The following is a 25,910-nucleotide window of genomic DNA, read 5'->3' as shown; positions in this document are numbered from 1 at the left end:
CTGATGTCGGAGCGCGAAATGACCCAGAATATGGAATTGATCGAGCGGATTGAGCGTATGCGCGATCTCAATCCGCTGGATGCCGCTGAAGAGCTGATGCAGTCACCCGTGGACGATATTCAGTTCATCCTTTCGCGATTGCCTGCGGAACAGGCACAGGTCATCGCTTCACATCTCGGAGATCTGTCCGCACCGGAAGAAGCGGCGACCCGCGCAGTGCTTTCCGGCATGGAAGAAACCGTCGGCGAACTGATGACGCCGGTAACAGCAACATTACCGGACAGCTACACCGTGGCGGAGGCGCTGACCTTCATGGTGAAAAGCGCCGATGTTTCGGAGATTAGCTACATTTTCGTGACGGATAATGACTGCCTGGTGGGTGTGGTCGGCATGCGGGACCTGATTCTGGCCAAACCCTCTGAGGCGCTGGCTACCATTATGGTGCGAGAGCCGTTTGCGTTCCAGGAAGGCACGCTGGTGAAGGATGCAGTCAGTGAAGTGCTCTACCGACACTACCGCATGTACCCGGTGGTGGACGAGCAGCAGCACGTGGTGGGCGAGGTGCGGGGTTGGAAGCTCTACGAACGCATCGCATCGGAACTCAGTGCCCAGGCCGGTTCCCAATACGGTGTGGCAAAGGAAGAACAGATCAACACACCGGTGCTGGCGGCGTTTCGCATGCGCCACCCCTGGCTGCAGGTGAATCTGATTACCGCGTTCGCTGCTGCCTTCGTAGTCGGCATGTTCGAGAGCACCATCGCCCAGATTGTTGCCTTAGCGGCCTTCCTGCCGGTTCTTGCCGGGCAAAGCGGCAACACCGGCTGTCAGGCGCTGGCCATTACCCTGAGGGGCATCACCCTGGGGCAGATCAATGACTATCCAATCCGGCGATTGCTGCGCAAGGAAGTTCTACTGGGCGCACTCAATGGCGCTGCCGTTGGCGTCATTGCCGGTATTGCGATGTTTGCTTATGCCTTGTCCACCGATTCCGCTAACCCGGCCATGCTCGGCCTCGTTATCTTCATCGCCATGGTCGGCGCCTGCATGGGCAGCGGTATCTTCGGGGTGGCGGTGCCGTTGGTGCTCAAACGGTTCGGCGCCGACCCAGCCACTGCGAGCAGCATCTTTTTGACAACGTTCACCGACATTATCGGTATGGGCCTGATGCTGTTCCTTGCAACCTCGTTGGTGCTGTAACCACGTTGTCTGAGGACAGGCTCACTTTTCATCACTATGCGGGTACTTTGAAGAGTTCCTTTCAAGCGGGAAAAGCACGCCAGCTTCACGTTTACGGATGCCGTATTTCTTGAACCAGCGCAGCTGACTGTCCTTGCTGCCACGGCGATTGATACCACCATGAGACGTTTCGTGTTTTTCAAGACTAGACTGACACGCAACGCAAAGTTGAACCCCGGGAATCGCTTTGCGGCGCGCTTCCGGAATCGCACTGTCACACTCCTCGCAATGGGTGGCACTCTCGCCGCTCACCAGTTGGCTGCGTGCGCGCTGCACCTCGTCGTCTACGCTCGCGTCGATCTGATCCTGAACGGCGCCATCCCGGGACCAACCACCTGCCATAGCGCTCTCCCATCTTTGCAAAAGTCGTGTAAAACTGCGTCTGACCCGTTTCGTACGGTGCGCTAGTCTGGAAAACTGCTCGTACTCTCAATGACGTTGAATCACTGTCAATCATTTTTCAGCTTCTGTGCGGCTGCCCGCTATCGTCATAATCGCCGTGCAAGCTACATTCTGTTATTTAAAAAGAAAGGTGCCTTTGTGTCCACCAGCGTCCAGATAAGCGACATTAACCTTACCTACCCAACTGAGTCAGGCACCGTCGCGGTGCTCAACAACGCTTCACTCACGATCCCGCCCGGCGACACACTGGCGATTACTGGCCCCTCCGGAAGTGGGAAAACCTCGCTGCTTCTGTTGCTATCCGGGCTCCAGCGCCCGACCAGTGGAGAGATCCTCGTAGGCAACCAGCGCCTGGGCGAGATGGATGCCAACGCATTGGCCGACTGGCGAAGCGAACACCTGGGCATCATCTTTCAGTCCTTTCATTTGTTGCCGGGCCTGACGGCACTTGGGAACGTTAGTCTGCCGCTGGAAATCGCCGGGCAGTCGGATGCCCGCGAGCAGGCCCTTTCGATGCTGGAGGCGGTCGGCCTTACCCACCGGCTGCAGCATTATCCAGGACAGCTTTCCGGGGGTGAGCAACAGCGTGTCGCGATCGCAAGGGCACTGGTGCACCAGCCAAGTCTGCTGCTGGGCGATGAGCCCACCGGCAACCTGGACCATGCCACAGGAGAAAAAGTACTCTCGCTGCTGTTCGACCTCCACAAGGAAAGCAAATCCACCCTGGTGCTGGTGACCCACGACGAACGTGTCGCGGAGCGCTGCCAGCACCGGGTCCGGATGGATGGTGGGCGCCTTTATGAAGCGTAACGCTCAGACAAAGCCGCTGTGGATGCTCAAATTCGCGATCACCGATCTGCGATCGCGCATCTCTGCGCTCAAGGTCTTTCTCGCCTGCCTTATCCTCGGCGTTACCCTGGTGGCCGCTACGGCCAGCCTCTACCGGGTGATCGAGCAGAGCCTGCTGGCGGATACCCGCATGTTATTGGGTGGCGATGTGGAGCTCGATGCCAGTGAGCCGTTACCAAGTGACGTGATCGATTGGGTAGGGCGCACCGGGACTCTTTCGCTGGTTCGGGAGTTCGACACGATTGTCAGTGGCGAAAGCGGTGACGGCTTCTTTCGCGCCGAGATCCTGATTCCGGATGAGGCCTATCCGCTCTACGGTGAGTTGCAGCTAACGCCGGATCAGTCGCGTGCCGAGCTAACCGCACGCAAGGATGGCCGATGGGGCGCCGTGATCGACCCCTTGCTGGCCGAGCGCCTGGGCCAGACCATCGGGGACCAGATCGAGATCGGCGCGGCCACCTTTCGCATCAGCGGCCTGATCCAGAAACAGCCGGACCGTCGCCTGAATGCCAACTGGCGTGGCCTGCCCATCATGATTTCCGAACAGGCGGTCGAGGCGACGGAACTGATCCGGCCAGGCAGCCGCGTGGACTACGAATACCGGGTGAAGACCGACCAGAACCTGGATACGTGGCTGGCGGACTTCGAACAGGCATTCCCGGAACCAAACTGGGATACCACCACCTTCGCCGAGCGCAGCCAACGCATCGCCGAACGGCTGGACCAGATTGCCACAGCGCTCATCCTGATTGCCTTCACCACGCTGTTTATTGGCGGCGTCGGTGTCGCCAACAGCATACACGCCTACCTGGATGAAAAACTGGGTACCATCGCCACCCTGCAGACGCTGGGCCTGCGCCGAAAACCCTTGGTGGCCATTTACCTGTTGCAGATCGGACTGCTGGGCAGCCTGGCTGGCCTGATCGGTGGCGGAATCGGATTGGGGTTTTCCGCGGTGGCGATATCCCTCGCGGGCGACGCCTACGCGCTGTCCGGGCCCGAAGGGGCAGGGGGCTGGTTATCCCTGTGGTTTGTTCCCTTGCTGCTGAGCTGGCTGTTTGCAGTACTCACAGCCTACGTGTTCGCGCTGCCGGCCCTGGCCAGGGCCCTTGCCGCGTCACCGGCTGGGCTGTTCCGGGGGCAGGTACAGGCCGCCCGTAACGAACCCCGCACATGGCGGATCGCGAGCTACGTGCTGCTGGCGATCTATATCAGCGCCACCTTGTTCTGGTTGCCGTCGCCGCAACTGGGATTCCTGTTCCTGCTGGCGGTGGTCGTACTCTGGGCCTTGCTGGAGGGCATCATCAAAGGGCTGCGGCGAGGAGCCAAAGCGCTGGAAAACAGTGGCTTTGCTGACCGCAAGTTCGCCCGGCGGCTGGCGCTCGCCAACCTCCACCGGCCGGATTCGCCACTGAGGGCAACGTTGTTGTCGCTCGGCACCGCGTTGACCCTGGTGGTGGCCTGTACCCTGATGGTCACCACACTTTTGAGAGCGCTGGAAACCACGATCCCGGCGGAATCCCCCGCGCTCATCCTCTATGAAGTGTTCCCGGACCAGATGGAGCCGCTCACGTCCGGCCTTGAATCGCTGGACCCGTCCAGCAGAACGGAGCTTCTGCCACTGGTTCGCGCCCGAATGGCCGCCATCAATGAAGAGCCCATCGCAGACGCGCTCGCTGACGACCCCCGAGCCAGGCGCGAAGCCATGGGTGACGAATACAAGCTCACCTACCTGGCGCGAAATCCGGAAGGCCTTGAGCTGGTAAAAGGCAATTGGTGGAGCACTCCGGCCCCGGAAGGGGAGCCGGCCTACATGGCGATGGAAGACCGTGAAGCCAACGCACTCGGGCTAACGGTGGGCGACCGGATTGAGTTCACGGCCCAGGACCAGCCGATTATCGTCGAAATCCGGGCCATCTACCGCCAGAAAGGCCTACAGACCCGATTCTGGTTTGAAGGCGTTCTGCAGCAAGGCGCCCTGGATGGACTGATCAGCCTGTACGTCGGCGCGGTCTACCAGAGCGACACCGCCGCCAAGGAATCGCAGCAATGGCTGGCCGGCAACATTCCCAACGTCATCACGCTGCGCACGGCGGACTGGCTTGAAACGGCGGGAGACCTGCTCAACAAGGCAGCCGCTGGCCTTGCGGCGGTTGCGTCCGTCAGCCTGCTGGCAAGCCTGTTGGTGTTGTCCAGCGTGGTCAGCGTCAGCCGCAGGCGCCAACTCTACGAGGCCAACCTGCTGCATTGTCTCGGTGCCAGGCACCAGGCCATCCGGAACTCCATGCTGCTGGAAACCGGCTTGCTGACCTTTCTCGCAACGGTGTTTGCCACGGCGCTGGGTTCGCTGATCGCGCTGCCGGTGGCAGACCTGGCGCTCAAACTGCCAGCGGGAGATCTGTGGTGGATCGGCGCACTGGTGGCCGGCGTCGTCAGCGCGCTGGCGTTGCTGGGAGGATTGCTGCCTACGTTGAGGGCGATGCGGCTGAATCCGGCGGTTCTGTTGCGGGATGGGTAATTGACTGGTTACATCGCCCTCGCAAATAACCCAAAGGGCAGGGCCTTTAACACGTAACTGAGCGGTGTCCAGGGCCACCAGGGCACATAGGCGCGGCGTACCTCGGAATCGATCGCTTTCACCAGAGCTTTTACGCCGGTTTCCAGATCCACCCGGAAGGGGGCGTTCTTGGTATCGCGGTTGATGTCGGTGAGGATGTAGCCCGGCATGATGTTGCTGACGTTGATGGGCTTGCCCTTGGTGTCCAGTTGCAGGCCTTCAGCCAGTGACGCTACGGCGGCCTTGGTGGCTGCGTAGACGTTGATAGGGCCACGGAAGCCGCGAACACCGCTGACTGACGACATCAGTACCAGATGCCCACTGTTCTGTTCCCGGAAAATCTCCATCGCCGCCTCGCTCTGGGCAATGGCGGCGATGAAGTTGGTTTCCGCCGTCTGCCGGTTGGCGGCAAAGTGCCCGCGCCCAATCGGCTGGGAGCTGCCAATACCTGCATTCACCACCACGCGGTCAAGGCCGCCCAGCTCTTCCCGAAAGCCCCGGAATACCTCGAACACCTGCTCGTAGTCGCACACGTCCAGGCCGCGGACCAGCACCCGAATATCGGGGTAGGCCTGCTGTAATTCCCGCTGTAATGCTTCCAGCTTATCCGCCCGCCGCGCACAGAGCGCAAGATTGCAGCCCTTGGCGGCCCATTCGCGGGCCATGCCTTCACCGAGGCCGGTGCTGGCACCGGTAATCAGAATGTTCTTTCTCATTGGTTGTGCCTTGGCTGGTTCGAGTTGTTTGAGATCAGCCTAGCATGATTGGGTGAGTTTGGAATTGGGTGACGCGCCTTAATCTACGGTTCCCGTTAGCCCCGACTCATGCAGCGCATTGCCAATCGCCTGATAGGCTCTTTCCGCTTCCGACAGGGCTGCATAATCGCGTGCGCAAACCGCGACGATAACCGCTTCATCGGGTGCCTGGGGGTTGAGCAGGCCGATATCGCAGGAGCGGGCCACCTGGGTGCCGGTTTTGTGGGCGAAATGGGTGCCCGCTGGCAAGCCCCCTGCAATCCGGTGATCACCCGTGGTTATTTCGGATAGATACCCCAGCAATTGGTCCGTGTGGGCGTCATTCAACAGTTCGCCCCTGACCAGTTGCTCCAGCAATGCCCCGAAGGCTTCGAGACTGCCTGAGTTGATTCCCCGCTGGTAATAGCGCTCAAAGGCTTCACGCACGCCTTTGGCATCCGCCTCTCTTGCAGTAATGTTGAGTTTTTCCAGCAACATATCGTACCGCGCCTGGTAGGTGCGGGCGGTTTTCAGATCGATGAAATCACGATTGGTCAGCACCGAAACACTGGGGTGAACTTCCCTGTATGCGTCGTAGCGCACCTGGAGGATCGTGGTAATCGGCCCCAGCCCTTCGGGAACCAGCCGTGCCACATCCTCTCCGAATGATTTCTCGCCAAGAAAACGTATCAACATGTCGGTTGCTGTGCTGTCACTGTCGACAATAGAGCGTCTGTTGAGCTCTTCCAGGCTGTAACGGGCACCGGGGTCCACCCAGAGCAGATCTCCAGTGCCATCCACATAATCTGCAGCCCGGAGAGTGAGTTTCTGCTCCAGATCCAGGCCTTCGTTCTCGGCACGTTGCATCAATACGATGGCTAGCGGAATTTTGACGGTAGAGGCCAGATACCAGTCCTGGTCGATGTTATGAGAAACCTTCTGGCCCGTACCCAGATGACGGATGTAGACCCCGAGATCGCCAGAGAAGGTTCGGTCAATGCGTTCGATTTCTTTCTGCAGAGTCGGGGACCAGTCATCGGCCTGGGCCACAGAACCCAGGCTGAGAACGAAGAGGGCCAACAGTGCCGCACCGGCCTGCGAGAAGATAGGTTGCAGATTCATGGGGCTCCCTGTTTGCGCCGGGTTACAAATGCTAAGGGTTCCAATGCTGCGTGCACAGTCCGACGGCTGTCAACGAACCGCCAGTTACGATCCGGTAGCCTTCAAGCGATCTTCATCTATTACCGCTAAACCTGATATGCGAAGGTTGCGTTTATACGGAAAGAACCCAACTGCGGCGCAGGGAGTATCCGAAATGGCGAGCAAAGGCGAACGTATTGACGGTCTGGATGCCCTTCGGGGCTTTGCCATCTTCGGTATCCTGCTGATTAATATTCAGGTGTTCTCGGGCTGGGGGTTCGTCTCCGCTGACACAAGGCAAGCGTTAACCTGGTCGGAATGGGACGAACCCATTGCCACCTGGCTGGACATCCTGGTGCGGGCCAAGTTCTACAGCCTGTTCTCCCTGCTGTTTGGTTACAGCTTCATGATGCTGGCCCAGCGGGTACAGCAAAGCCCCGTCCGCTATCACTTGCGGCGAATGCTGGGGCTGCTGGTTATTGGCACCGCCCATTCTCTGTTCCTATCCCCGTGGGACATCCTCATGCTGTACGGGGTAATGGGGCTTTTCCTGGGGGCCTTCCTGAACGTTCGCGCTCCAACGCTGGCTGCCTGCGGCGTTGCCCTGCTGGTAGTCACGGGTGTAGCACTCTGGTTCGAGCCCCAGTTGGGGTTGGCGGATCTCGGAAGCGGCCTTTCACTGCGCCTGCTGCAGGACAATGTGCCAGCCCTGAGTGGGGGGAGTTACCTGGAGGTGGTCGAAGCCAATGCCTACCTCAGCGTCAGCGTGTTTCTGGATCGGATTGAACACCTGCGCCCCCTACGGGTGATGGCGATGTTTCTATTTGGCGCCGCTGCTGCCCGCCTGCACCTGGCGGAGCGCAATTCGGGCCATGTCCGGCTATTGATTGTGGTGGCACTGGTTGGCCTGGTGGTCGGCACCGCCCTGGCCATGGCCGAGGTCAAACTGGGTGAAGAGAGCCTGGCCCACAGGGTTGTCAATTTGCTGGGCGGTGTAGGCGCTCCACCGTTGCTTGCCATGGGCTATGGTGCCGTTCTGCTGCTTTGGTGGCGGGGCAGGGGGCACTTGACCGGGGCGGTTCGCTCGGCCCTTGCGCCAACCGGTCGTATGGCACTCACCAACTACATTCTGCAGTCCGCCGTCTGCATCTGCGTGTTCTATGGCATGTGGGGCGACCGCTTCGCCTCACTCTCGCTCGCAGCGCTGATGCTGTATTCAACGGTATTTTTCATCGCCCAGATGATCTTCAGCGCTGTCTGGCTGCGGCTGTTCACCCAAGGGCCCCTGGAATGGCTCTGGCGCTGGCAGATGAAGCGCAAGCGGCCGAGGTTGCTCCGAGCAGAGGCATAGAAATAGAAATAGAAATCAAGCCTCGTCCTTCAACGCCAGGCTGACCAGCTTGTGAACCACGGGCGACACCAGCATGATGGTGGGAAAGGCGACGACAAACGCAAAAAGCCAGGCATTCAGCCAGATTGAAACGATATTGCTGGTCCACCCCACGTTAAAAACGCTGATCACCAGCGACATGATGCAGGACATCAACAGTGACATGAAAAACGAAAATACGATTCTGTGATATTTGCGGTCAATCATTCTTTATCTCTTCAATACATTGGTAGAGCCCGGCAAGGGTTCCCCAGGGCAGTTCAGACTCTTTATCGTTTTTTCCTTCAGCCAGATCGTCTCACCCTGATACGGATGTTTTCTCCAGTCTTCTGTCACCTCAATACAAAAGCCGGGCAAATCAGGCAGGCGTTTGATAAAGGTTTTTGGATAACCTTCGGGCTTTTCACCAATGATGGCAGAATCCGAGTTCTTCAGATCGACGGCTGATTGCTGCGATGCACAACCAATAAGGCCTATGCCCAAAAGTATGGTGAAAATGCACTTCATAGCGTGGACCCATCCAGATCTTTCACATAAACATGAGTCGTCTTTGTATGCTCGAAACCGATAGACGGGTAAAACCCATGGGACTCCGAACGACTCACATTGGATCGTACCACAACCCGTGACAGCCCTTTGGCGCGGGACCAGTCTTCAACAGCCTGAACGAGCAAGCGCCCAACACCCGCCCGTCGAACATTGGCGCTCACAACCAGCCCAGTGATCTCAGAGGTAAACAGCTCACGGATAGAAATACGCCTCTCGGCGACCGCCCACCCAACCACTGCGGCATCTGAAATAGCTACCCATATCTGATGGCTCGGGGATTCCAGTAATGCCATGAGCCATTCCCGAGCCTGGGATTCGTTGACGGAGTAACCCCATTCCAGGATCAGGCCGCGTATCTCTGATAGGTGCTCAGTTCTTCCTTCTGTGATCGAGACTTCTACATTCATTCAGTATGCCTACGGAGTGATGAATCTAATCCATATCGGGATTCGCGCATTCCAAGGTCGCTTCGACCTGCAGGTCGGGCCAAGGATCGGAAATGTCAGTGGCTCCGCAGCGCGGAGGTACAAGAGAAGCAGGGTCACTGGGAGACAGGCTCGCAGACCATTCTCCTTGCGGGTGGCCATTAAAGGCGTCAGTGCGTTGCCCCGGTTCCAGCGTGACCGGGCCGACTGCCGGGTTGTTCGTACGTAGCTGGATGGTGTGGCCCGTTGTGTTACGCACATTGACAACCCGCACGTTGTCGCTGGCATATCGACGCTCTCTCCAGCCAAATTCCTCATCAAGATCGAGCGGTAGCCATCCCGGATTTGCACCGGTGCACACAAACGGAAACTCATAGACCGGGGTGGATGGCGGGGTGAGCTGCACTACTTCTGTGGTTCCCGCCATGGTGTAGTTTTCGCCTTCAAAGCTGACCTGGCCGTTGAACGTAGTGGTGGCGGTGGGCATAACGGTCCGCGAGCCGGCTAATTCCTCGTTCTCGTTGTTCACCGGTGGGGTAAGCGTGAGCGTGTCTGCGGTAACGGTCAGTTCGAACGGCGGGTAGCATCCATTATGGTTCGGGCAGGATTGCGCAATGCCGGTCGGAAACGAGGAAGGACAGCAAAACCCATCAATGCAACTGCCATCCGTAGGGCATTCAGCCGTGGTGCCGCAGCTAGCGTCGGACGTGTAATCCTCGCCCAGAACAACGCAATGAGATCGATCACGCGGGATATTGCCGACATCCCAGCTGACGGTTACTTCATCGCCCGGGCAGAACAGCTTGGGCTCAACTTTTAGATGGGCGGGATCTCCGGGTAAGCCGCCGGTTTTCACAGCACAGGCACTTAGGAGAAGCAGGGCAGGCAGACAAATCTTGAGTAGTTGGGCAGACATTGTTTTCTTCCTTAATCATTACCAATCGTGATTATTCCCAGTACGAATGGTGCTGCACTTCTTGCTCCTACATTGGGGCGCAGCTAACCCTTCACCACTTTGAGTGTAGACGTGATTTTCTATCCTGAGGCCAGCGTGGCTGTTCGCCAGTCCGGAGTCACCTCAAGACCGGCTTTGGTTATACCTGCGTTTCATCCGGAATCCGTTCCAACAGGTCGGTAACGCCAACATCCACACCCATCTGCGACAGCAACGTTGAAACTTGCCCGCGGTGGTGGGTTTGATGGTTGAAGAAATGAAGAACCAGGATTGAATACCGCTTACTGGCAGGAATACCTTTCATGTTGTGGTAGGTGAGAACAAAATCCAGGTCCTCTTCTGAAAGCAGGGATGTCCATTCGATTATCTGGCGATCCAGCCAGATCCGGTGTTCCTTCAAGCCGTCCAGATCGTCAAAGACAATCTGATCCAGGCTCTTAGGGTTTTCAAGATCAACGACAGCCTGAAATGAGTCCAGGCAGGATGGGTGGGTCACGAAACGTTTGAACCATAGGGTGTCAGCCACAACGATGTGATTGAGCGTTCCCAGAATGGAGCCGAAGAAGGCCCCACGGTCCTTGGTTAGCTCCGAGGCGGAGAGGCGACCGGCCGCTTCGTAGACCTTTGCGTTCATCCACTGATTGTAAGCGGCCAATAATTGGAAATGTTCTTTCAGACCCATCGGGCTTCTCCCTGGTGGAGGGTGTCACTTCAAGTACACTGCTCTCATTTGACGCACGCACACCGAGCCTCACAGCGAAAGAAAGCGCTCGAGGCGTACCCGCTCGTCCTGCAACGCTGGATTGAACGCGGTGTCGTCTGGGGCATGTCCGCGCACGTACCCTGGCTCTAGCTCCAGTTGCCCATCACGTACGGCGGCATTAGCCCAGCCTATGACATGACCGCGCCACAGCATAGGTAGTGCATAGTAACCACGCACCCGTTTTGGTGCCGGAGTGTAGGCCTCAAAACGGTAGGCCCAGCCCCAGAAACGCTCAAAGCGATCGCGGTCCCAAACTAAAGGATCGAAGGGCGCCAGTAGGCGCAGGCGGTCATCCAGCACATTGTCACTCGCAAAGCGGCGACTGCCAGGATTCTCGCCGATGGGCCAAAACCAGCGACAGCCATCGACTGTCGCCTGGGGCAGGCGAGCCTTTGCACGCGCGAGTGCTTCACGACGACGCTCGCGCCACTGCGGGACCGCTGAAGAACTCACGCTCGTTACCAGGCGGCTGAGCGTAGCCGCAGGCAGCGGGGCATACTTTGCGACTGCTACGTCGACCAATGCGTCCAGTGTGGTATCCGGGTTCACCGCGTCGAGCTCATCAGCGAGCGGCGGCGCATACAGGCGTACCCCGGCTTCGCGCTTTGCCACACGCAGCAGCCCACGATAATGCATGCCGTCCAAGAGCTGCGTACTGGCACGGCTATTACCGCCGAACCAATTCTTGGTGGTGCCATGCTCGAAGGCTGAGTCCACCTCGCGCGGGTGAACGACACCACGGCTTTGCACAAATTCCTGCACCGCCTGCGCCTGTTCCCAGCGTGAGCGTGGCCACTCGGTGCGCGCCGTGCGCGGGTGCATAAGGCGCTGCGTGGTACGGGGAAGAACCCCGTAGTTGATAAAGAAATCTTCCTCGACCGCCAGGCGCGGGTAGCGAGCCTCCAGGTCACCCGCCTGGTAGTCGATAACACGATGGCGGAGCGTCAAATCCTGCGCCCGTGCCGGCGCTCGTATTGGGTCGAGCTGGACAAAACCCAGTTTATTAATCGCACGTGCCAAAGTGGTCGGCTTGAAGAGACTGCGCGAGATGGCGTAGCGGCGCAAATGATCCATGGTGAGGGTAGCGGTCATAGTAATCAGTTGCCTTACTTGTCCGGCTGAATCGAGATGTGCCGGTCCGGCGGCGGCAGTTTGGGTAGCATGGCTTCCGCATCAACCGTGCGGGTAGCGAAAAAAGCTTCCGCCGCTTCAATCAGAGCCGCCTCGGTTTTGAGGATACCAAGATAGACCGGCCATTCGGCGTCGATCAGTTCCGTGCTGTAAAAATTCGGATCGACTTCCACCAACTTTGCCAGAAACCGGAACTCCATTTCGTTCATGACGGCGTAATCGCAGCGTTTGTTCAGAAACATGCCCAGCATCTGTTGGGCATTGTAAGAGTCATGGCGGGCCAGGTTGGTACCAATCCGCCGCTCAAGTTGATCACTGTAGACAAACCATTTTCGCAGACAGATGCTGCCATCAAGATCATCGAAGGAGGCCGGTTGCCGGCCAGGTTGTGCGAACAGACGATCACGCCAGGTTAACACCGGTCCGACGGCGTGCATCCGGCTTGGTAGCGGCATCCACAACGGGTTGGCAAAAACCGCGTTGGCTTGTCCTTTTTCCAGGGCCCAGGCCTGGCGCTTGCGCGGCATCGGGCGAAAACCGGCTGTAATACCGGCTTCCAGGCTGAACTCATTGATCACCTCGACCAGAATGCCCTTGTTAAGGTTGTCACCGTAATAAAACGGCAGAAAACCCTCGTCCGACCCCATAATCTCGAGCGTTTGAGAAGAAACTGGAAGGCACCAGAATGCCACGATGATCAGCAAGCCTACTCTCATGAAAACTCCTCTTATGCTCCGATCAAAGGCTAGGAGCGCCTACTGTACCGGGGTAAGTCCATGGCCGATTACGTAGGCTGTCATTTCTTGTTTGCCTTGGTTCTTGCTGCTGGTTTCCTGGCCCGGAGCGCCGCATTGAATGCCAGCTCTGCCCATTCTCTTGCCTCTTCAGAATCCTCGAAAATGCTCTCCGGTGCCATGTAGTAAGACATCTTAATCTTAGCGCCATTTTTCTCGTATTCGAACGGCTCCAAATCCAGCTCTGTAAACCGCCCCATCGATTCCCCATCGACCTTCAAATACAGAACATCATCCGCAACAAGGCCAAACATTAGGCCATCGTGGTACACGCCATAGCCACCGAACATACGCCGAACGGAAACCGGGCCGAACTGGCAAAATACATCGTTGAGGTTTTCGACGAATTCGCTCATTCGTTCGCTTCTATATCGCCGGACGTTTGGCAAACAATGCCCAAACACCTGCTGTTGAAAGTAACGCACCACCTGCAAAGTTAAATCTACGCTGTGCTTTGGGCGAGACAAGTAGCCGACGTGCCGAGGATGCGAAAACTGTGTAAAGCGTGGCATTGATGGTCGCCAAGGCAACAAAAGTGACTGCAAGCAACCACATTTGGAACACCCCGTTTCCACCCGGCGTGATGAATTGCGGTAAAAAAGCCATGAAGAAAACGATGCCCTTTGGGTTGAGCGCCGTTACTAAATACGTGTTGGTGAACAACTTCAAATGGGAGGAGTCAGGCGCCGGCTCCGATATGTCAGTGGGAGAGAAGCCTGCCCGAAACAACTTGATACCAAGGTAAAGCAGGTATAAAGCACCCGCTATTTTTACAACTGTGAACCAGAACGCAGATACCGCAAGCAACGCCCCCAACCCCACAAGTGAAGCAAACAATGCCGTAGAGTCACCGAGCGCGACCGCAGCCACCAGAGGAATATTGGCACGGCGACCATGAGCAACGGAATAACTGATGACGGCCAGAATCGTAGGGCCGGGAATAACCAGTAGAACCGCTGACGCGAGGACAAACGTAAACCAGGATTCAATTGTCATAAGATCGCCTACTGAAAGCTATAGAGCCTGCATCGTGCTCGGTTTCGGAATGAGGGCAATGCCCCAATGGATATTTCAATATCGCTTCCCTTTCGCTAGGCTATCAGCAATTCACATGGAGGCGAATATGAAAGGATTCTGAGCGTTAGCCTGTGCGTTGCTAATTTCTCCCCCCGTCTTGGGCTATTCCGGCACGTTGGTAGTCTCGCAAGATCTGGCCTTGGAATATCCAGAGCCTGAATTGATCTCCCATTCGAGCAATATGCTCATCCTTAAATACGCAGATTGGGTGCTGTCTCACCAGGTTGTCGATGGGGAATCCATGTATTCGCAGGTAGGCCTCACCGGTGTTACCGGCGAGTTTATTCAGTCCATATTCATTCCTGAAAAGCGCTCCGTACTACCGAACTGGCTGCAACTGCTTGCGGAAGAGCAGGGCAGGGAGTTCGGCTTGCCGGAAGGGGAAGTGATCGGCCAGAAGATTGGTGAATTCGAGTTGCTCGGTACCTACAGCAAACAACACAGGTCAGGGTATCTGTATGTGTTTGATAGGGCAGCCATTCATCACATCGTGATTCAGGGGACTGAAGAGCGGGAAGTCCAGCGTCCGGTTGACCGTCTTGTTAGGCGGTGCGGTTTTCCTCTTAGCCGAACCGCGTCGGTTACACTCGGGCAATGGAAATGCAAACAAACCCTTCTTTCATCTTCAGTCAAAGCCAAGCCTCAAGCTCAGAACTCCCAGTTCGTTTGTCTCGCAAATCGATATCAGCGATTAGCCACTTTAGAAATTCGAACCGCCTTTTACTAATCTCTATGATACCGAGGCGCCCAAGTATTGAACTTGATTCCGCTGTCATGTTCGCACCTAGCTCTATGACTTCAGAGTGTTCTCCACTTCCAAACTCTTCTACAAAAGCTTTCTGTGTCATCAATCCAAATTTCAAGTATTTTTTTGCACTCTTTTTGTACATTTGTTCAATGTATAACTGGAAATGCCAGTAATTGGTCGCCTCCACCAAACTGTAGCGTGGTCTACTAAGTGTCATTTTTTGTTTACCGTTCACAACTCGATGAATGCTCATTCTCTCCAACTTTATCGACTTCATCCAAGATATCAATAAATCTTCTGGTTTCTTCGCCAGTGCGAGTATTTCTTTCAACATTGGTTTTATGAACTCTCGCTCCACCATTGCTTGATTCATCTCGAATGCAAGCGTCAATGCCTTGTCGGTTCCTTCCCGACTCAGAAATCTTTTATAGACCTCGATTTTTTTCTCGGTAGGAATTTGTACAAGAAAGAGAGCAGCGAAATATTCCTGAAAACTACGATGATTGTAAGTATATCGAGTCCCATCTTGTAGGAATATACAGACTGACTGCACCAAATCATCGACGTATTTACTCGGAGTGAGCTTCGGAATATTGGCTGTTTGTTTAGCTTTCCTTATAAAGGCAATAAGATCCGTATTCGTCAAGGTAATCTGACCACGAATATAACTAGACGCAGACACGCACGCTAATATATCTCGAAAGTCATCTATGGCTAGCTGGCATTCGACTTCTCTGCGATACATACCTTTCGATGAATCATGTCGATAGTACAAAGTATCGAATGCCTGTTCGTAAAAAATGTGCATTTTAGATGGTATTTCCGCCAAATCACGATACGTCATCAACATAATCGTGAGCAGGAGAGGGTTTGACAAGAAATCTTTATGCTCTTCGAAAAGCTGGTCTTCGAGACTACGTAAGAACGACCTCTTGACTGTATCGTCATACTTGAGCTTTTTTACCAGTGATATGGCATCAGAAAGTTTAAGACTCTGAACTTGATAGGTAGTAAATCCCGATAAATACTCCAACTCTTCCCCGCCTGGGCGTGTCGTAATTAGGACTGAAGACTCAGCAAAAGGAACCTCTAAAGACCGAAGTTCTGCATTTATCTTTTTGACCTTATCCTTGGTTAACTCGTCGTAGCCATCAAGAATTAATGTAAACTTGCCGCGAGAAATAAGCTCAATAAGTAGATCTCGCGTCATTGTGACGTTGAAATTATTTTTTAAATCATTGAGCAAATATTCGATTACGCCGAAGTTCGTACCATTCAGATTACGCAGTTCCACGAACAGCGGAATCGACTCTTTCCCGGAAAGGATTTTTAAAAACACCCATTTCGAGAAAAACGACTTACCCGCTCCCGCCGTTGCGCTAACCAGACACCGGTTCCCCTCCAACAGTTGCTTTATAAAGTCAAGCTCCGAAACTTCTTGCCTGTCAAGCCTCAATCGTGTCCCTACATATATGTCACGAAGAGGTACCGCTTGATCTTTGTACAGCAGAGTCTTAGTGGCTTCGTACCTCTTGTTTGAAGCCAGTAAGTATTTCTTAAAAGAAGCAACGTGTTTTGTCCATAATGACTTTACTTCGCCTGACAAACGCGAAGTTACACCGTCAATCTGATGGTTTATCACGCCGGTTGTTATCTGAATCAAAGCTTCGTCCATCGATATTCCCCTATCCTACAGTCAAACTCCCTGAAGTCTACTACACACATGAGAGTGTTGACGGAATGATCACGCCCGACTTGAACATTCCCAAGTACGTCTATTTTCTGACTTCTAAACAACCTTTCCGACACCTGGATCACACTATCGACGCCGCCTAACAGCAGTTAAACCGACGTCTCAGTGATTGCCAAAACTTGACGGCTTCGTTATTACGTTTCACGATCTAACCGATTCCCTAAAATACTCGCTAAAAATAGCCGTAAATACAGTAACCTACCAAGCGAAACAGCCCAGATCGCAGGTTCTATACTGCGCAATCATGAAGCGGTCGCATTTCCGCAATCATAAAACGGTCCAATGATTCCGGAGACCCCAAAAAAAGAAAAGGCCCGAAGCTTTAACACTTCAGGCCTTCTCATCACTCGTCGCAGTCAATCACCTCAACCGCACTTACTATCGCCGCAAGACAGGCAAGTCGCACACCCATCCATCACGATCACCGCCTTGGTGCTGCACTTGCCGCACATGGTGGCGTTGGGTGGGTAGTCGCCGGCTTTGTCGTCGTTCGTGGCCGTGGTGTGGCTGGCTTCGAATTCGGCGCGTTTTTCGGCGAGGATGCGCTTGGTGACTTCGCTCATTTCCTCACTCTCAATCAGGCCAATGGCCTTGAGGTGCTTCTCGATCACGGCGCCGATTTCGGCGACGAGAGAGGGCATGAACACGCCGCCTTTCTTGAAGTAGCCGCCGTTGGGGTCGTACACGCTGCGCAGTTCTTCCACCAGGAAGGTGACGTCGCCGCCTTTGCGGAACACGGCGGAGACAACGCGGGTGAGGGCGATTACCCACTGGAAGTGTTCCATCGACTTGGAGTTGATGAACACTTCATACGGCTGCCGGCTTTCGTGGTCGGTGCCTTCGTTGAGCAGGATGTCATTAATGGTGATGTACATCGCGTGCTCGGCCACCGGCGGCTTGATCTTGTAGGTGGTGCCCAGCAGGAAGTCCGGCCGTTCGATGTATTCGTTCATCTCAACCGGTTTGTTTTCCGGCTGCGCGGCTGGCTGTGCTGATTCTGGGTCGGCTTTCTTTACGCGGTAGCCGACGATTTTGTTGCTGATTTTAACGGTCATGTTCGTTGTCCTGTGTCGGTTCCCGGGATCAGTATTTGCCGTAGGTGCCTTCTTTAAGCGCATCAAACAGGTTGGCGGCGTTATGGAGCTCGCCGTCGTACTCCACCTGTTCGTTGCCCTTGAGGGTCACCTTGCTGCCGTCGTCCAGGGTGAATTCGTACAGTGTGTTTTCCAGGTCTTTCTCCTGAACCAGCACGCCCTGGAAGGCTTCCGGGTTAAAGCGGAAGGTGGTGCAACCCTTCAGGCCTTTGTCGTAGGCGTACATGTAGATGTCTTTGAAGTCCGGATACGCGAAGTCCTGGGGCACGTTGGCGGTCTTGGAGATGGACGAGTCCACCCACAGTTGGGCTGCGGCCTGGATGTCCACGTGCTGCGCCGGCGTCACGTCTTCAGACGTGGTGAAGTAGTGGGGCAGGCGCTTGTCTTCTTCTTCAGAGAAGGGCATGGCACCGGGGTTGACCAGGTGGCGGTACGCCAGCAGCTCGAAGGAGAATACGTCGACTTTTTCCTTGGTCTTGCGACCTTCGCGGATGATGTTGCGCGCGTAGTGGTGCGAGAAGCTCGGCTCGATGCCGTTACTGGCGTTGTTGGCCAGTGACAGGCTGATGGTGCCGGTGGGCGCGATGGAGGTGTGGTGCGTGAAGCGGCCACCTTTCTCGGCCAGCTGCTCGATCAGCTCCGGCTCTACGCCGGCGATCTGCTGCATGTACTTGCTGTACTTGGCGTGCAGTACCTTGCCCTTGAGCTTGTCGCCCAGCTTGTAGCCGTCCTGGGACAGCTGCGGGCACTTGGTTAGCATCTTGGGGGTGACTTCAAACTCGTCGTTCATGATCGGCGCCGGGCCTTTCTCGTCGGCCAGGGCCAGGGACTGGCGCCAGCCTTCCACGGCCATTTCACGTACGACTTCCTCGGTAAACTGCACGGATTCGGACGAGCCGTACGGCATACGCAGCATGGCGAGGGTGGAGCCCAGGCCGAGAATGCCCATGCCGTGGCGGCGCTTGTAGGTGATTTCGTGGCGCTGCTCTTCCAGCGGCAGGCCATTGATTTCCACTACGTTGTCCAGCATGCGTGTGAAGATGCCAACGACTTTACGGTACTTCTCATAGTTGAAGCTGGCCTTGTCGGTGAACGGGTAGTCCACGAACATGGTCAGGTTCACAGAACCCAGCAGACAGCTGCCGTACGGGGGCAGGGGCTGTTCGCCACAGGGATTGGTGGCGCGGATGTCTTCGCAGAACCAGTTGTTGTTCATCTGGTTGACCTTGTCGATCAGGATGAACCCTGGCTCGGCGTAGTCGTAGGTGCTGGTCATGATGGTGTCCCAGATAAACTGGGCTTTCAGGGTGCGGTAGATGCGGCACGCAACCTTGCCTTCGCCATTGACCACGTAACCTTTCAGGATCGGGAAGTCGCGGTACACGAACTGGGTGGTGTCGGACAGGTCCAGGCCTTCGTCTTCCACTTCTTTTTCAGTGACGGGGAACGACAGGTGCCAGTCGTCGCCATTGCGCACGGCTTCAATGAAGTCTTCGGTGATCAGCAGCGACAGGTTGAACTGGCGCAGGCGGCCGTCTTCACGCTTGGCCTGGATGAAGTCGATCACGTCCGGGTGGTGTACGTCGAAGGTGGCCATCTGCGCGCCACGGCGGCCACCGGCGGAGGACACGGTGAAGCACATGCGGTCGAAGATATCCATGAACGACAGCGGGCCGGAGGTGGTGGCACCCGCACCGGCAACGTAGGCACCACGGGGGCGCAGGGTGGAGAATTCATAACCAATACCACAACCGGCTTTGAGGGTGAGGCCGGCTTCGTGGTTTTTCTCCAGGATGTCGTTCATGGAGTCCTGAACGGAGCCAGACACGGTGCAGTTGATGGTGGATGTGGCTGGTTTGTGGGCTTCCGCACCGGCGTTGGAGGTAATGCGGCCAGCGGGGATGGCACCGTGGCGCAGGGCCCAGACGAATTCTTTCTTGTGCTTGGCGCGGTTGGCTTTGTTTTCCACTTCGGCAAGGGCAGTGGCAACACGCTCGTAGGTTGCTTCGATGTCCTTATCGACGGGTTCGCCGGTCTTGGTTTTGAGTTGGTACTTGCTGTTCCAGATGTCCAGCGAAGCTTCCTGCATTGGAATTGTTGTTATCACTGCCTGTGCTTTAGCGTTCATTGCCACCCTCGGATGTCCGGTATGTCTTTTGATGGCCGTTGCAAACCGCAGCCGGCCATACCCCATGTGTCGTTAAGATGTCTCAGCCTGGAAGGCCGTTATGCTTCAGATCCGGTGAAACACTAGATCTGGTGTTTTTCTAACCTGCTGTCCGCTCTGGAAAGGGCGTAACAGCGGGTTTTCAGGAAAGATGGTCACCCGCGTGGCTTACTGGAGCGCCGTTTGTGGTGGTCGGGCCGAGCAAACCCTATATATGGGTGAATATGAGATGAGTATAACAGGATATAGTGGTCTGTGAATAAGAAGACAACTATAGATTGCGGCTCATAGCGAAAGAAAATCAATGGATGAATGCTTGAATATCCTGAAATGCCCGCAGAAACGCCGCGTTGAGGCATTTTACTTGAAACCACTAGATGTTGTGGTCAAAAACTGCGCAGCGAAAAATCTGAAAAAAGGTTCATAAAGTCAGTTAAATGTGACCGATGCACGTACCCGTTTTGTACCTGTCGCTAAAGTAGTGATGTGGAGTCGTAAGAGGTAGTGGCCCACAGGAAGTGAAAACTACTATAAAAGGAACATAATAATGAAAGGCCTGAAACGAACACTGCTTGCGCTGGGCGTCGCAGGGTTGCCTGCTGCCGCAATGGCAGACATTGTGATGCTGGAAGACAGCGCAATGGGAAACATTACCGGCCAGGCCGGTGTGTCCATTGAGCTGGAAACCAAGATCAATATGGACCGCTTTATCTATACCGATGAAGGGTCGCTAACGGTCAGTGATATCAGTATTGGCGGTGCGGAACGGACAGACTTCTTTGGTTTCAATGGCCTGGGTGGGCCGGATTCCAATGATCTTCTGGACAACATCCGTATCGATATTGATGTGCTCGCCGACGGCGATGCGGCCATCAATATCCGCCCGCAATTCTTCAATGCCATAGATTTCCGTGTGACCTCCGGTGCGTGGGAATTGTGGGGGCAGGGCGCCCAGAACACGGCACTGATGGACAACCTGTTCATCGAGGGTGTGCTGGGGCGTGGTTCTATCCACATTGATACAGACACCGACATCATGCGGCTACGTTCGGCGTTCGCTATTGAAGTGATGGATTTCGATGTGCCGTTTGCGGCCGTGGGCATTCGTGGCCTTTCACTGACCGGTGCGGACTACGATCAGACCTTCCCGAGCGTGTTGGACCTGTTCGCGGAAGTGGACCTGTATATCTACAACGGCCAGCGTGCAGACGGTGGTTCCTCCCTGGCGATCGATATGCCCAGCTTTGCGGCGGACATCGGTATGCAGGAGGTGATTGTGGGGCAGGCCTCGATCGGCCAGATCTTCATTGATGATCTGGCGATCACCAATACCCAGATGCGGGTGTGCGGTCACTAGTGACCAAACTGTCTACGGGGCATGCAAGGTGCCCCGTAGACGAGTTTGCCGGCAAGCGTGATCAGCCCAACAACAAACTGTCGTCGTCCACTTCCAGCCCGCGCTGCTTCTCGAACAGTTCCAGCAGGTCTTTCACTTCCAGTCCTTCCCGGTCCTGGCCGGCGATGTCGAACACCACCTGGCCCTGATGCAGCATCACTGTGCGGTCGCCCACTTCCAGCGCCTGTTTCATGCTGTGGGTGACCATCAGCGCGGTGAGCTTCTGTTCTTCAATGATCTGTGTGGTCAGGTCCAGCACGAAGGAGGCGGTTTTCGGGTCCAGCGCGGCGGTGTGTTCGTCCAGCAACAGGATGGCGGAGGGTGTCAGGCTGGCCATCAACAGGCTGACGGCCTGGCGTTGGCCGCCGGAAAGCAGGCCCATCTTGTCGCCCAGACGATTTTCCAGGCCCAGGTTGAGGGAGGCCAGGCTGGATTTGAACTGGTCCATGTAGCGGGCTTTTACGGCTGCGCTCAGCCCACGGCGCTGGCCACGTTTGATGGCCAGGGCCAGGTTTTCCTCGATGGTCAGGCCTTCACAGGTGCCCGCCAGCGGGTCCTGGAATACGCGGGCTACCCGGCCGGCGCGTTTGTGGGTGGGCAGCTTTGTTACGTCCTGGTTGTCGACGATGATGTTGCCGCTGTCCACCATCACCTCACCGGCGAGGGCGTTGAGGAAGGTGGATTTGCCGGCGCCGTTGCTGCCAATCACGGTGACGAATTCGCCCTGGTTGACGGTCAGGCTCATGCCTCGAAGGGCCGGGTTTTCCAGCGGCGTGCCCTTGCCGAAGGTGAGGGTCAGGTCGGTTGCTGTAATCATGCTTCCTCCTCAGGCCTTTTTGCGGGTAAGCCGCGCGGCAACGGACGTGCGAACACCGGGCAGCACAATGGCCAGGGTGACCAGCACGGCGGTGATCAGGTTCAGGTCCTGGGCCTGTAGCCCCAGGAAGTCAGCGTTCAGTGCCAGGGCAATGGCCAGGCGGTAGACGATGGCGCCGATCACACAGGCAATCAGGGCTCGGAGAACCGTAGACGGCGTAAGCACGGCTTCACCACCGATCAGTGAGGCCAGGCCGATCACGATCACGCCCACACCCATGGTCACGTCTGCAGCGCCCTGGCTCTGGGCGAACAGGGCACCGGCGAGGCCTACCAAGCCGTTAGAGACGGCAACCCCCAGCACAATCATGGCACCGGTGGCGATACCTTGTGCACGGGCCATTCGCGGGTTGGCGCCGGTGGCGCGCATGGCCAGCCCGGTTTCGGATTTCATGAAACGCCACAGCAGCAACAGGCTTACCATCACCACGATGATAAACAACAGTACCGGCACCTGATGGTAGGCCAGGCCAAGGTCGTACCAGGGTGTGAGCACGGTTTCCTCGGTGAGCAGGGCAATGTTGGGCCGGCCCATGATGCGCAGGTTCACGGAATACAGCGCGATCATCGTGAGGATGGACGCCAGCAGGTTGAGAATGTTGAGTTTGACGTTCAGCAGGGCGGTTACCGCACCGGCACCCATGCCGGCGATAACGGCGGCGCCGGTGGCCAGCCAGGGGTTAACGCCTTCAATGATAAGGACGGCTGCCACGGCGGCGCCCAGGGGAAAACTGCCGTCCACGGTCAGGTCCGGGAAGTCCAGTACGCGAAACGAAAGGTAGATACCGAAGGCGACCAGCCCGTAGATCAGGCCGGTTTCGATGGCGCCATAAAAGGCAATGTTACTAAGCATGGGATAGGGTCACCGTAAATGAAAACGGGCAGCCCTTGTGAGGCCGCCCGCTAACAGTGGGTTACTTGTCGCTGTTTACGACTTTTTTCGCGTCGCTGATCAGGTCGTCGGACAGGGTAATGCCCATGCGCTCTGCGGCAGCGGGGTTCACGAACAGTTCCAGGGTGTCCACGGATTCCACATCCATGTCACCGGGGTTGGCACCTTCCAGGATGCGGGCCACCATGGCGCCGGTCTGGCGGCCGTGGTCGTAGTAGTCGAAGCCAAGGGCAGCAACGGCGCCACGGCCGACGGTGGCGGTGTCAGCGGCGAAGACCGGAATGCTGGCACGCTCGCCCACGGAGATGACGGCTTCCACGGCGCTGATCACGGTGTTATCGGTGGTCAGGTAGATGGCGTCTGCTTTGCCCACCAGGGAGCGGGCAGCACCGAGCACTTCCGAGGTCTTGGTGGCGGCGGCTTTAACCAGTTCCATGTCACGGGCCTGCAGTCGCTCTTCAAGCAGCTCCACCAGAGCCACGGCGTTGGCTTCGCCGGGGTTGTAGACGGTGCCGATGCGTTTGGCGTCTGGCACCACCCGCTCGAGCAGATCAAGATGGCGTTCGATGGGCAGCATGTCGGTCACGCCGGTGATGTTGGCACCCGGAGCCTTCAGGCTTTTCACCAGCTTGGCGCCGACTGGGTCGGTTACCGCTGAGAAGACGACTGGGGTCTGGCGAGCGGCGGCGGCCATGGTCTGGGCCGACGGCGTGGCGATGGCGACGATCACATCCGGGCCTTCACCCACGAATTTGCGGGCAATCTGTGACGCGATGGCGGCGTTGCCCTGGGCGCTTTCGTGCATGATACGAACCTGTTCGCCGTCGTTATATCCCTGTGCTTCCAGTTCGTCCCTGATGCCCTGGTAGACAGCATCCAGTGCCGGATGCTCCACAATCTGGGTGATGGCGACTACTCGCTGTTCGTCGCTCTGTGCCATGGCGGGTGCAATGGCCGCCATTGCCAGTAGGGCGGTGCCGATCAGCGTACGCAGAATCTTGTTGGCCATAAACCGGTCTCCGGGTCTGTTCAGACTGTTTGGGCGCGCCGGGAGATCGAACGCGCGTTTTATAATGGGGCGGGAGTTTATCACAGGCTATTGGATTGATGGGTAAGGGAAGGTACCTTTTACAGGGATTTGCGCGGCAGTATGCCGGCCAAAAGTACATGTGAAGTGGAATAGTTTTAGTTCCGTCACGTTTTGACGGTGACGGCTGTGGTGAAATAGGCTACTAAAGTCTAATGCAGTGCAGCCCTTACATAATAAAAACACCGATAACTCAAAAATAACACAACGCAAGGAAGGTCCATGGACACTACTGACAAACTCCCCCTGGATATGGTTTATCACTGGGAACACGCCAAGGCGGATTCCCTGTACATGACTCAGCCCATTGGCGACGGCAAGGTTGTCGAATACACCTGGAAGCGTGCGGTGGATGAAGCCCGCCGGATGGCCTCGTACCTGAAATCCCTGAACCTGCCGGAGAAGAGCCGGGTCGGGATCATATCCAAGAACTGCGCGCAGTGGATCATGTCGGACTGGGCCATCTGGATGGCGGGCCACATCTCCGTGCCGCTGTACCCGACCTTGAACGCGGATACGGTGAACTACATCCTTAACCACAGCGAATGCGACGTTCTGTTTGTCGGTAAGCTGGACGACTGGGATCAGATGAAGTCCGGCGTGCCGGAGTCCGTGCGTTGTATTTCCTACCCACTGAGCCCGCCCAACGATTTTGAAACCTGGGACGACCTTGTGGGCAAGTACCCGCCACTGGAAGAGAACACCCAGCGGGATGCGGATGAACTGGCCACCATTGTGTACACCTCTGGCAGCACCGGTCGGCCGAAGGGCGTTATGCTGAGCTTCCGTAATATGGCATTTGCGGCCGCCGGTGGCACCCAGGTGCTGGGCGTTGGCGCGGAAGAGCGCATGCTGTCCTACCTGCCGCTGGCGCACGTTTTCGAGCGCACGTTTGTGGAGCTGGGCTCGCTGTACTCCGGTTTCCAGCTGTTCTTTGCCGAGTCGCTGGATACCTTTGTCCAGGATCTGCAGCGGGCACAGCCGACGCTGTTCCTGTCAGTCCCCCGCCTGTGGGTGAAGTTCCAGCACGGCGTTCTTCAGAAGTTGCCCAAGGAGAAGCTGGAAAAGTTGCTGAAGGTTCCGCTGCTGAACAAGGTGATCAAGAAGAAGGTGCTCAAAGGGCTGGGCCTGAACAAGGTCAAACTGGCTGGCAGTGGCTCCGCACCTCTTTCCAACGATGTGCTGGACTGGTACCGCAACCTGGGGCTGGAACTGCTGGAAGGCTACGGCATGTCCGAGAACTTTGCCTATTCCCACATGAACAAGCCTGGCCGTTCCCGCACCGGCTACGTGGGTGAAGCACTGCCCGGCGTGGAAATGAAGATCAGCGACGAGGGCGAAGTGCTGGTGAAAAGCCCGGCCACCATGATGGGGTACTACAAGGACGAAGAGAAAACCCGCGAAACGTTCTCAGAGGACGGTTTCCTGAAAACCGGCGACAAAGGCGAAATCGACGAGATGGGACGCCTGAAGTTGACCGGCCGCATCAAGGAAATCTTCAAGACCAGCAAGGGTAAGTACATCGCCCCAGCACCGATCGAGAACCGCCTGATGTCTCACGAGGCCATCGAAATGGTGTGTGTCTCCGGGGCCAACCAGACGCAACCCCACGCGCTGGTGATGCTGGGCGAGGAGATTCGTCCGAAGATGGCTGATGAAGCATTCCGCAAGGACATCGAGGCCAGCTTCAAGCAGTTGATTACGGACGTCAACAAGACCGTGGACCCTCACGAGCAACTGGCGTTCATTACCGTGGTCAGCGATGAATGGTCCATCGAGAACAGCTTCCTGACCCCGACACTGAAGCTGAAGCGTAATGTGGTGGAGGATGCGTATCAGGAAAATGTGGACTCCTGGTACGCAAAACGTGAGCCGGTCATCTGGCAGTAGAGAAA

General features: G+C 56.4%; 24 protein-coding genes and 1 pseudogene. 7 read left to right on the top strand and 18 right to left on the bottom strand.

The features are described 5' to 3' along the window. The first annotated feature begins 18 nt into the window (after window positions 1-18). Window positions 19-1,197 carry a magnesium transporter gene (locus tag SIC19_RS00890; RefSeq protein ID WP_227664032.1) on the top strand — a complete coding sequence of 393 codons (1,179 nt, stop codon included), beginning with the start codon at window positions 19-21 and terminating at the stop codon, window positions 1,195-1,197. Between the two features lie 117 nt (window positions 1,198-1,314). On the opposite strand, the pseudogene SIC19_RS00885 reads toward SIC19_RS00890, so the two are convergent. Continuing rightward, window positions 1,315-1,578, bottom strand: a pseudogene (locus tag SIC19_RS00885) (DksA/TraR family C4-type zinc finger protein); the annotation flags it as partial. A gap of 198 nt (window positions 1,579-1,776) precedes the next feature. On the opposite strand from SIC19_RS00885, the gene SIC19_RS00880 reads away from it, so the two are divergent. Together SIC19_RS00880 and SIC19_RS00875 are read left to right on the top strand one after the other, a co-directional pair. Then, on the top strand, window positions 1,777-2,448 hold the full coding sequence (locus SIC19_RS00880; RefSeq protein ID WP_199448396.1) for an ABC transporter ATP-binding protein: 672 nt from the start codon (window positions 1,777-1,779) through the stop codon (window positions 2,446-2,448). Beyond that, entirely contained in the window at window positions 2,438-5,005 is a 2,568-nt protein-coding gene (locus tag SIC19_RS00875) for an ABC transporter permease (RefSeq protein ID WP_228712234.1), read from the top strand. The genes SIC19_RS00880 and SIC19_RS00875 overlap by 11 nt, the downstream gene beginning before the upstream one ends. Window positions 5,006-5,013: 8 nt before the next feature. On the opposite strand, the gene SIC19_RS00870 is transcribed toward SIC19_RS00875, so the two are convergent. Continuing rightward, the gene (locus SIC19_RS00870) at window positions 5,014-5,760 is read right to left on the bottom strand and encodes an SDR family oxidoreductase (protein WP_075196886.1); all 747 of its coding nucleotides are present in this window, start codon (window positions 5,758-5,760) and stop codon (window positions 5,014-5,016) included. A 78-nt stretch (window positions 5,761-5,838) separates the two neighbouring features. Further along, a complete protein-coding gene (locus SIC19_RS00865) occupies window positions 5,839-6,900 on the bottom strand; it encodes a serine hydrolase (RefSeq protein WP_127401064.1) in 1,062 nt (353 codons plus the stop codon). Between the two features lie 193 nt (window positions 6,901-7,093). On the opposite strand from SIC19_RS00865, the gene SIC19_RS00860 reads away from it, so the two are divergent. Continuing rightward, window positions 7,094-8,269 (top strand): DUF418 domain-containing protein, encoded by a 1,176-nt coding sequence (locus SIC19_RS00860; protein WP_127401066.1) that lies wholly within the window; start codon window positions 7,094-7,096, stop codon window positions 8,267-8,269. 15 nt (window positions 8,270-8,284) lie between these two features. Here the strand turns inward: SIC19_RS00860 and SIC19_RS00855 are convergent, their stop codons facing one another. From SIC19_RS00855 to SIC19_RS00815, 9 genes are all read right to left on the bottom strand, one after another. After that, the gene (locus SIC19_RS00855; RefSeq protein WP_036208309.1) at window positions 8,285-8,515 is read right to left on the bottom strand and encodes a DUF2798 domain-containing protein; all 231 of its coding nucleotides are present in this window, start codon (window positions 8,513-8,515) and stop codon (window positions 8,285-8,287) included. A 3-nt stretch (window positions 8,516-8,518) separates the two neighbouring features. Further along, entirely contained in the window at window positions 8,519-8,815 is a 297-nt protein-coding gene (locus tag SIC19_RS00850) for a hypothetical protein (protein WP_085680962.1), read from the bottom strand. After that, window positions 8,812-9,264, bottom strand: coding sequence for a GNAT family N-acetyltransferase (locus SIC19_RS00845; RefSeq protein ID WP_127401068.1), 453 nt, complete (start codon window positions 9,262-9,264; stop codon window positions 8,812-8,814). The genes SIC19_RS00850 and SIC19_RS00845 overlap by 4 nt, the downstream gene beginning before the upstream one ends. 25 nt (window positions 9,265-9,289) lie before the next feature. Further along, window positions 9,290-10,198 (bottom strand): hypothetical protein, encoded by a 909-nt coding sequence (locus SIC19_RS00840; protein WP_127401070.1) that lies wholly within the window; start codon window positions 10,196-10,198, stop codon window positions 9,290-9,292. A 178-nt stretch (window positions 10,199-10,376) separates the two neighbouring features. Beyond that, the gene (locus SIC19_RS00835) at window positions 10,377-10,919 is read right to left on the bottom strand and encodes a DinB family protein (protein WP_127401072.1); all 543 of its coding nucleotides are present in this window, start codon (window positions 10,917-10,919) and stop codon (window positions 10,377-10,379) included. 69 nt (window positions 10,920-10,988) lie between these two features. Then, on the bottom strand, window positions 10,989-11,948 hold the full coding sequence (locus SIC19_RS00830) for a DNA glycosylase AlkZ-like family protein (protein ID WP_412535560.1): 960 nt from the start codon (window positions 11,946-11,948) through the stop codon (window positions 10,989-10,991). Between the two features lie 158 nt (window positions 11,949-12,106). Continuing rightward, entirely contained in the window at window positions 12,107-12,847 is a 741-nt protein-coding gene (locus SIC19_RS00825) for a substrate-binding periplasmic protein (RefSeq protein WP_127401076.1), read from the bottom strand. An 80-nt stretch (window positions 12,848-12,927) separates the two neighbouring features. Then, complete coding sequence (locus SIC19_RS00820; RefSeq protein ID WP_127401078.1) at window positions 12,928-13,281, bottom strand: TfoX/Sxy family protein; 354 nt, start codon at window positions 13,279-13,281, stop codon at window positions 12,928-12,930. Window positions 13,282-13,291: 10 nt separating this feature from the next. Further along, complete coding sequence (locus SIC19_RS00815) at window positions 13,292-13,921, bottom strand: LysE family translocator (RefSeq protein WP_127401080.1); 630 nt, start codon at window positions 13,919-13,921, stop codon at window positions 13,292-13,294. 220 nt (window positions 13,922-14,141) lie between these two features. Here SIC19_RS00815 and SIC19_RS00810 point away from each other — a divergent pair, with 220 nt between their 5' ends. After that, entirely contained in the window at window positions 14,142-14,729 is a 588-nt protein-coding gene (locus tag SIC19_RS00810; RefSeq protein WP_127401082.1) for a hypothetical protein, read from the top strand. Here SIC19_RS00810 and SIC19_RS00805 read toward each other — a convergent pair. The 3 genes from SIC19_RS00805 to SIC19_RS00795 form a co-directional block, all read right to left on the bottom strand. Continuing rightward, complete coding sequence (locus tag SIC19_RS00805; RefSeq protein ID WP_127401084.1) at window positions 14,632-16,425, bottom strand: NACHT domain-containing protein; 1,794 nt, start codon at window positions 16,423-16,425, stop codon at window positions 14,632-14,634. The genes SIC19_RS00810 and SIC19_RS00805 overlap by 98 nt on opposite strands. A 443-nt stretch (window positions 16,426-16,868) precedes the next feature. After that, window positions 16,869-17,558, bottom strand: coding sequence for an NrdJb (locus SIC19_RS00800; RefSeq protein WP_127401086.1), 690 nt, complete (start codon window positions 17,556-17,558; stop codon window positions 16,869-16,871). A 28-nt stretch (window positions 17,559-17,586) separates the two neighbouring features. Beyond that, the gene (locus tag SIC19_RS00795) at window positions 17,587-19,725 is read right to left on the bottom strand and encodes an adenosylcobalamin-dependent ribonucleoside-diphosphate reductase (protein ID WP_127401087.1); all 2,139 of its coding nucleotides are present in this window, start codon (window positions 19,723-19,725) and stop codon (window positions 17,587-17,589) included. Window positions 19,726-20,311: 586 nt separating this feature from the next. Between SIC19_RS00795 and SIC19_RS00790 the strand changes: the two genes are divergently transcribed. Then, entirely contained in the window at window positions 20,312-21,121 is an 810-nt protein-coding gene (locus SIC19_RS00790; protein ID WP_127401089.1) for a DUF6160 family protein, read from the top strand. A gap of 61 nt (window positions 21,122-21,182) precedes the next feature. Here the strand turns inward: SIC19_RS00790 and SIC19_RS00785 are convergent, their stop codons facing one another. The 3 genes from SIC19_RS00785 to SIC19_RS00775 all read right to left on the bottom strand — a co-directional run bounded on the left by SIC19_RS00785 (window position 21,183) and on the right by SIC19_RS00775 (window position 23,937). Beyond that, the gene (locus SIC19_RS00785; protein WP_007152408.1) at window positions 21,183-21,977 is read right to left on the bottom strand and encodes an ABC transporter ATP-binding protein; all 795 of its coding nucleotides are present in this window, start codon (window positions 21,975-21,977) and stop codon (window positions 21,183-21,185) included. A gap of 9 nt (window positions 21,978-21,986) precedes the next feature. Next, window positions 21,987-22,889 carry an ABC transporter permease gene (locus SIC19_RS00780; protein ID WP_127401091.1) on the bottom strand — a complete coding sequence of 301 codons (903 nt, stop codon included), beginning with the start codon at window positions 22,887-22,889 and terminating at the stop codon, window positions 21,987-21,989. Window positions 22,890-22,950: 61 nt separating this feature from the next. Then, window positions 22,951-23,937 carry an ABC transporter substrate-binding protein gene (locus tag SIC19_RS00775; protein WP_075196869.1) on the bottom strand — a complete coding sequence of 329 codons (987 nt, stop codon included), beginning with the start codon at window positions 23,935-23,937 and terminating at the stop codon, window positions 22,951-22,953. Window positions 23,938-24,237: 300 nt separating this feature from the next. Between SIC19_RS00775 and SIC19_RS00770 the strand changes: the two genes are divergently transcribed. Then, window positions 24,238-25,905, top strand: coding sequence for an AMP-binding protein (locus SIC19_RS00770; RefSeq protein WP_085680889.1), 1,668 nt, complete (start codon window positions 24,238-24,240; stop codon window positions 25,903-25,905). Window positions 25,906-25,910 lie beyond the last annotated feature (5 nt).

Origin of the sequence: Marinobacter sp. MIT930201, assembly GCF_047122665.1 — a bacterium.
Taxonomy (GTDB): Bacteria; Pseudomonadota; Gammaproteobacteria; order Pseudomonadales; family Oleiphilaceae; genus Marinobacter; species Marinobacter salarius.
The sequence above is the reverse complement of the archived record's forward strand: the minus strand, read 5'-3'. Positions and strand labels throughout refer to the sequence as shown.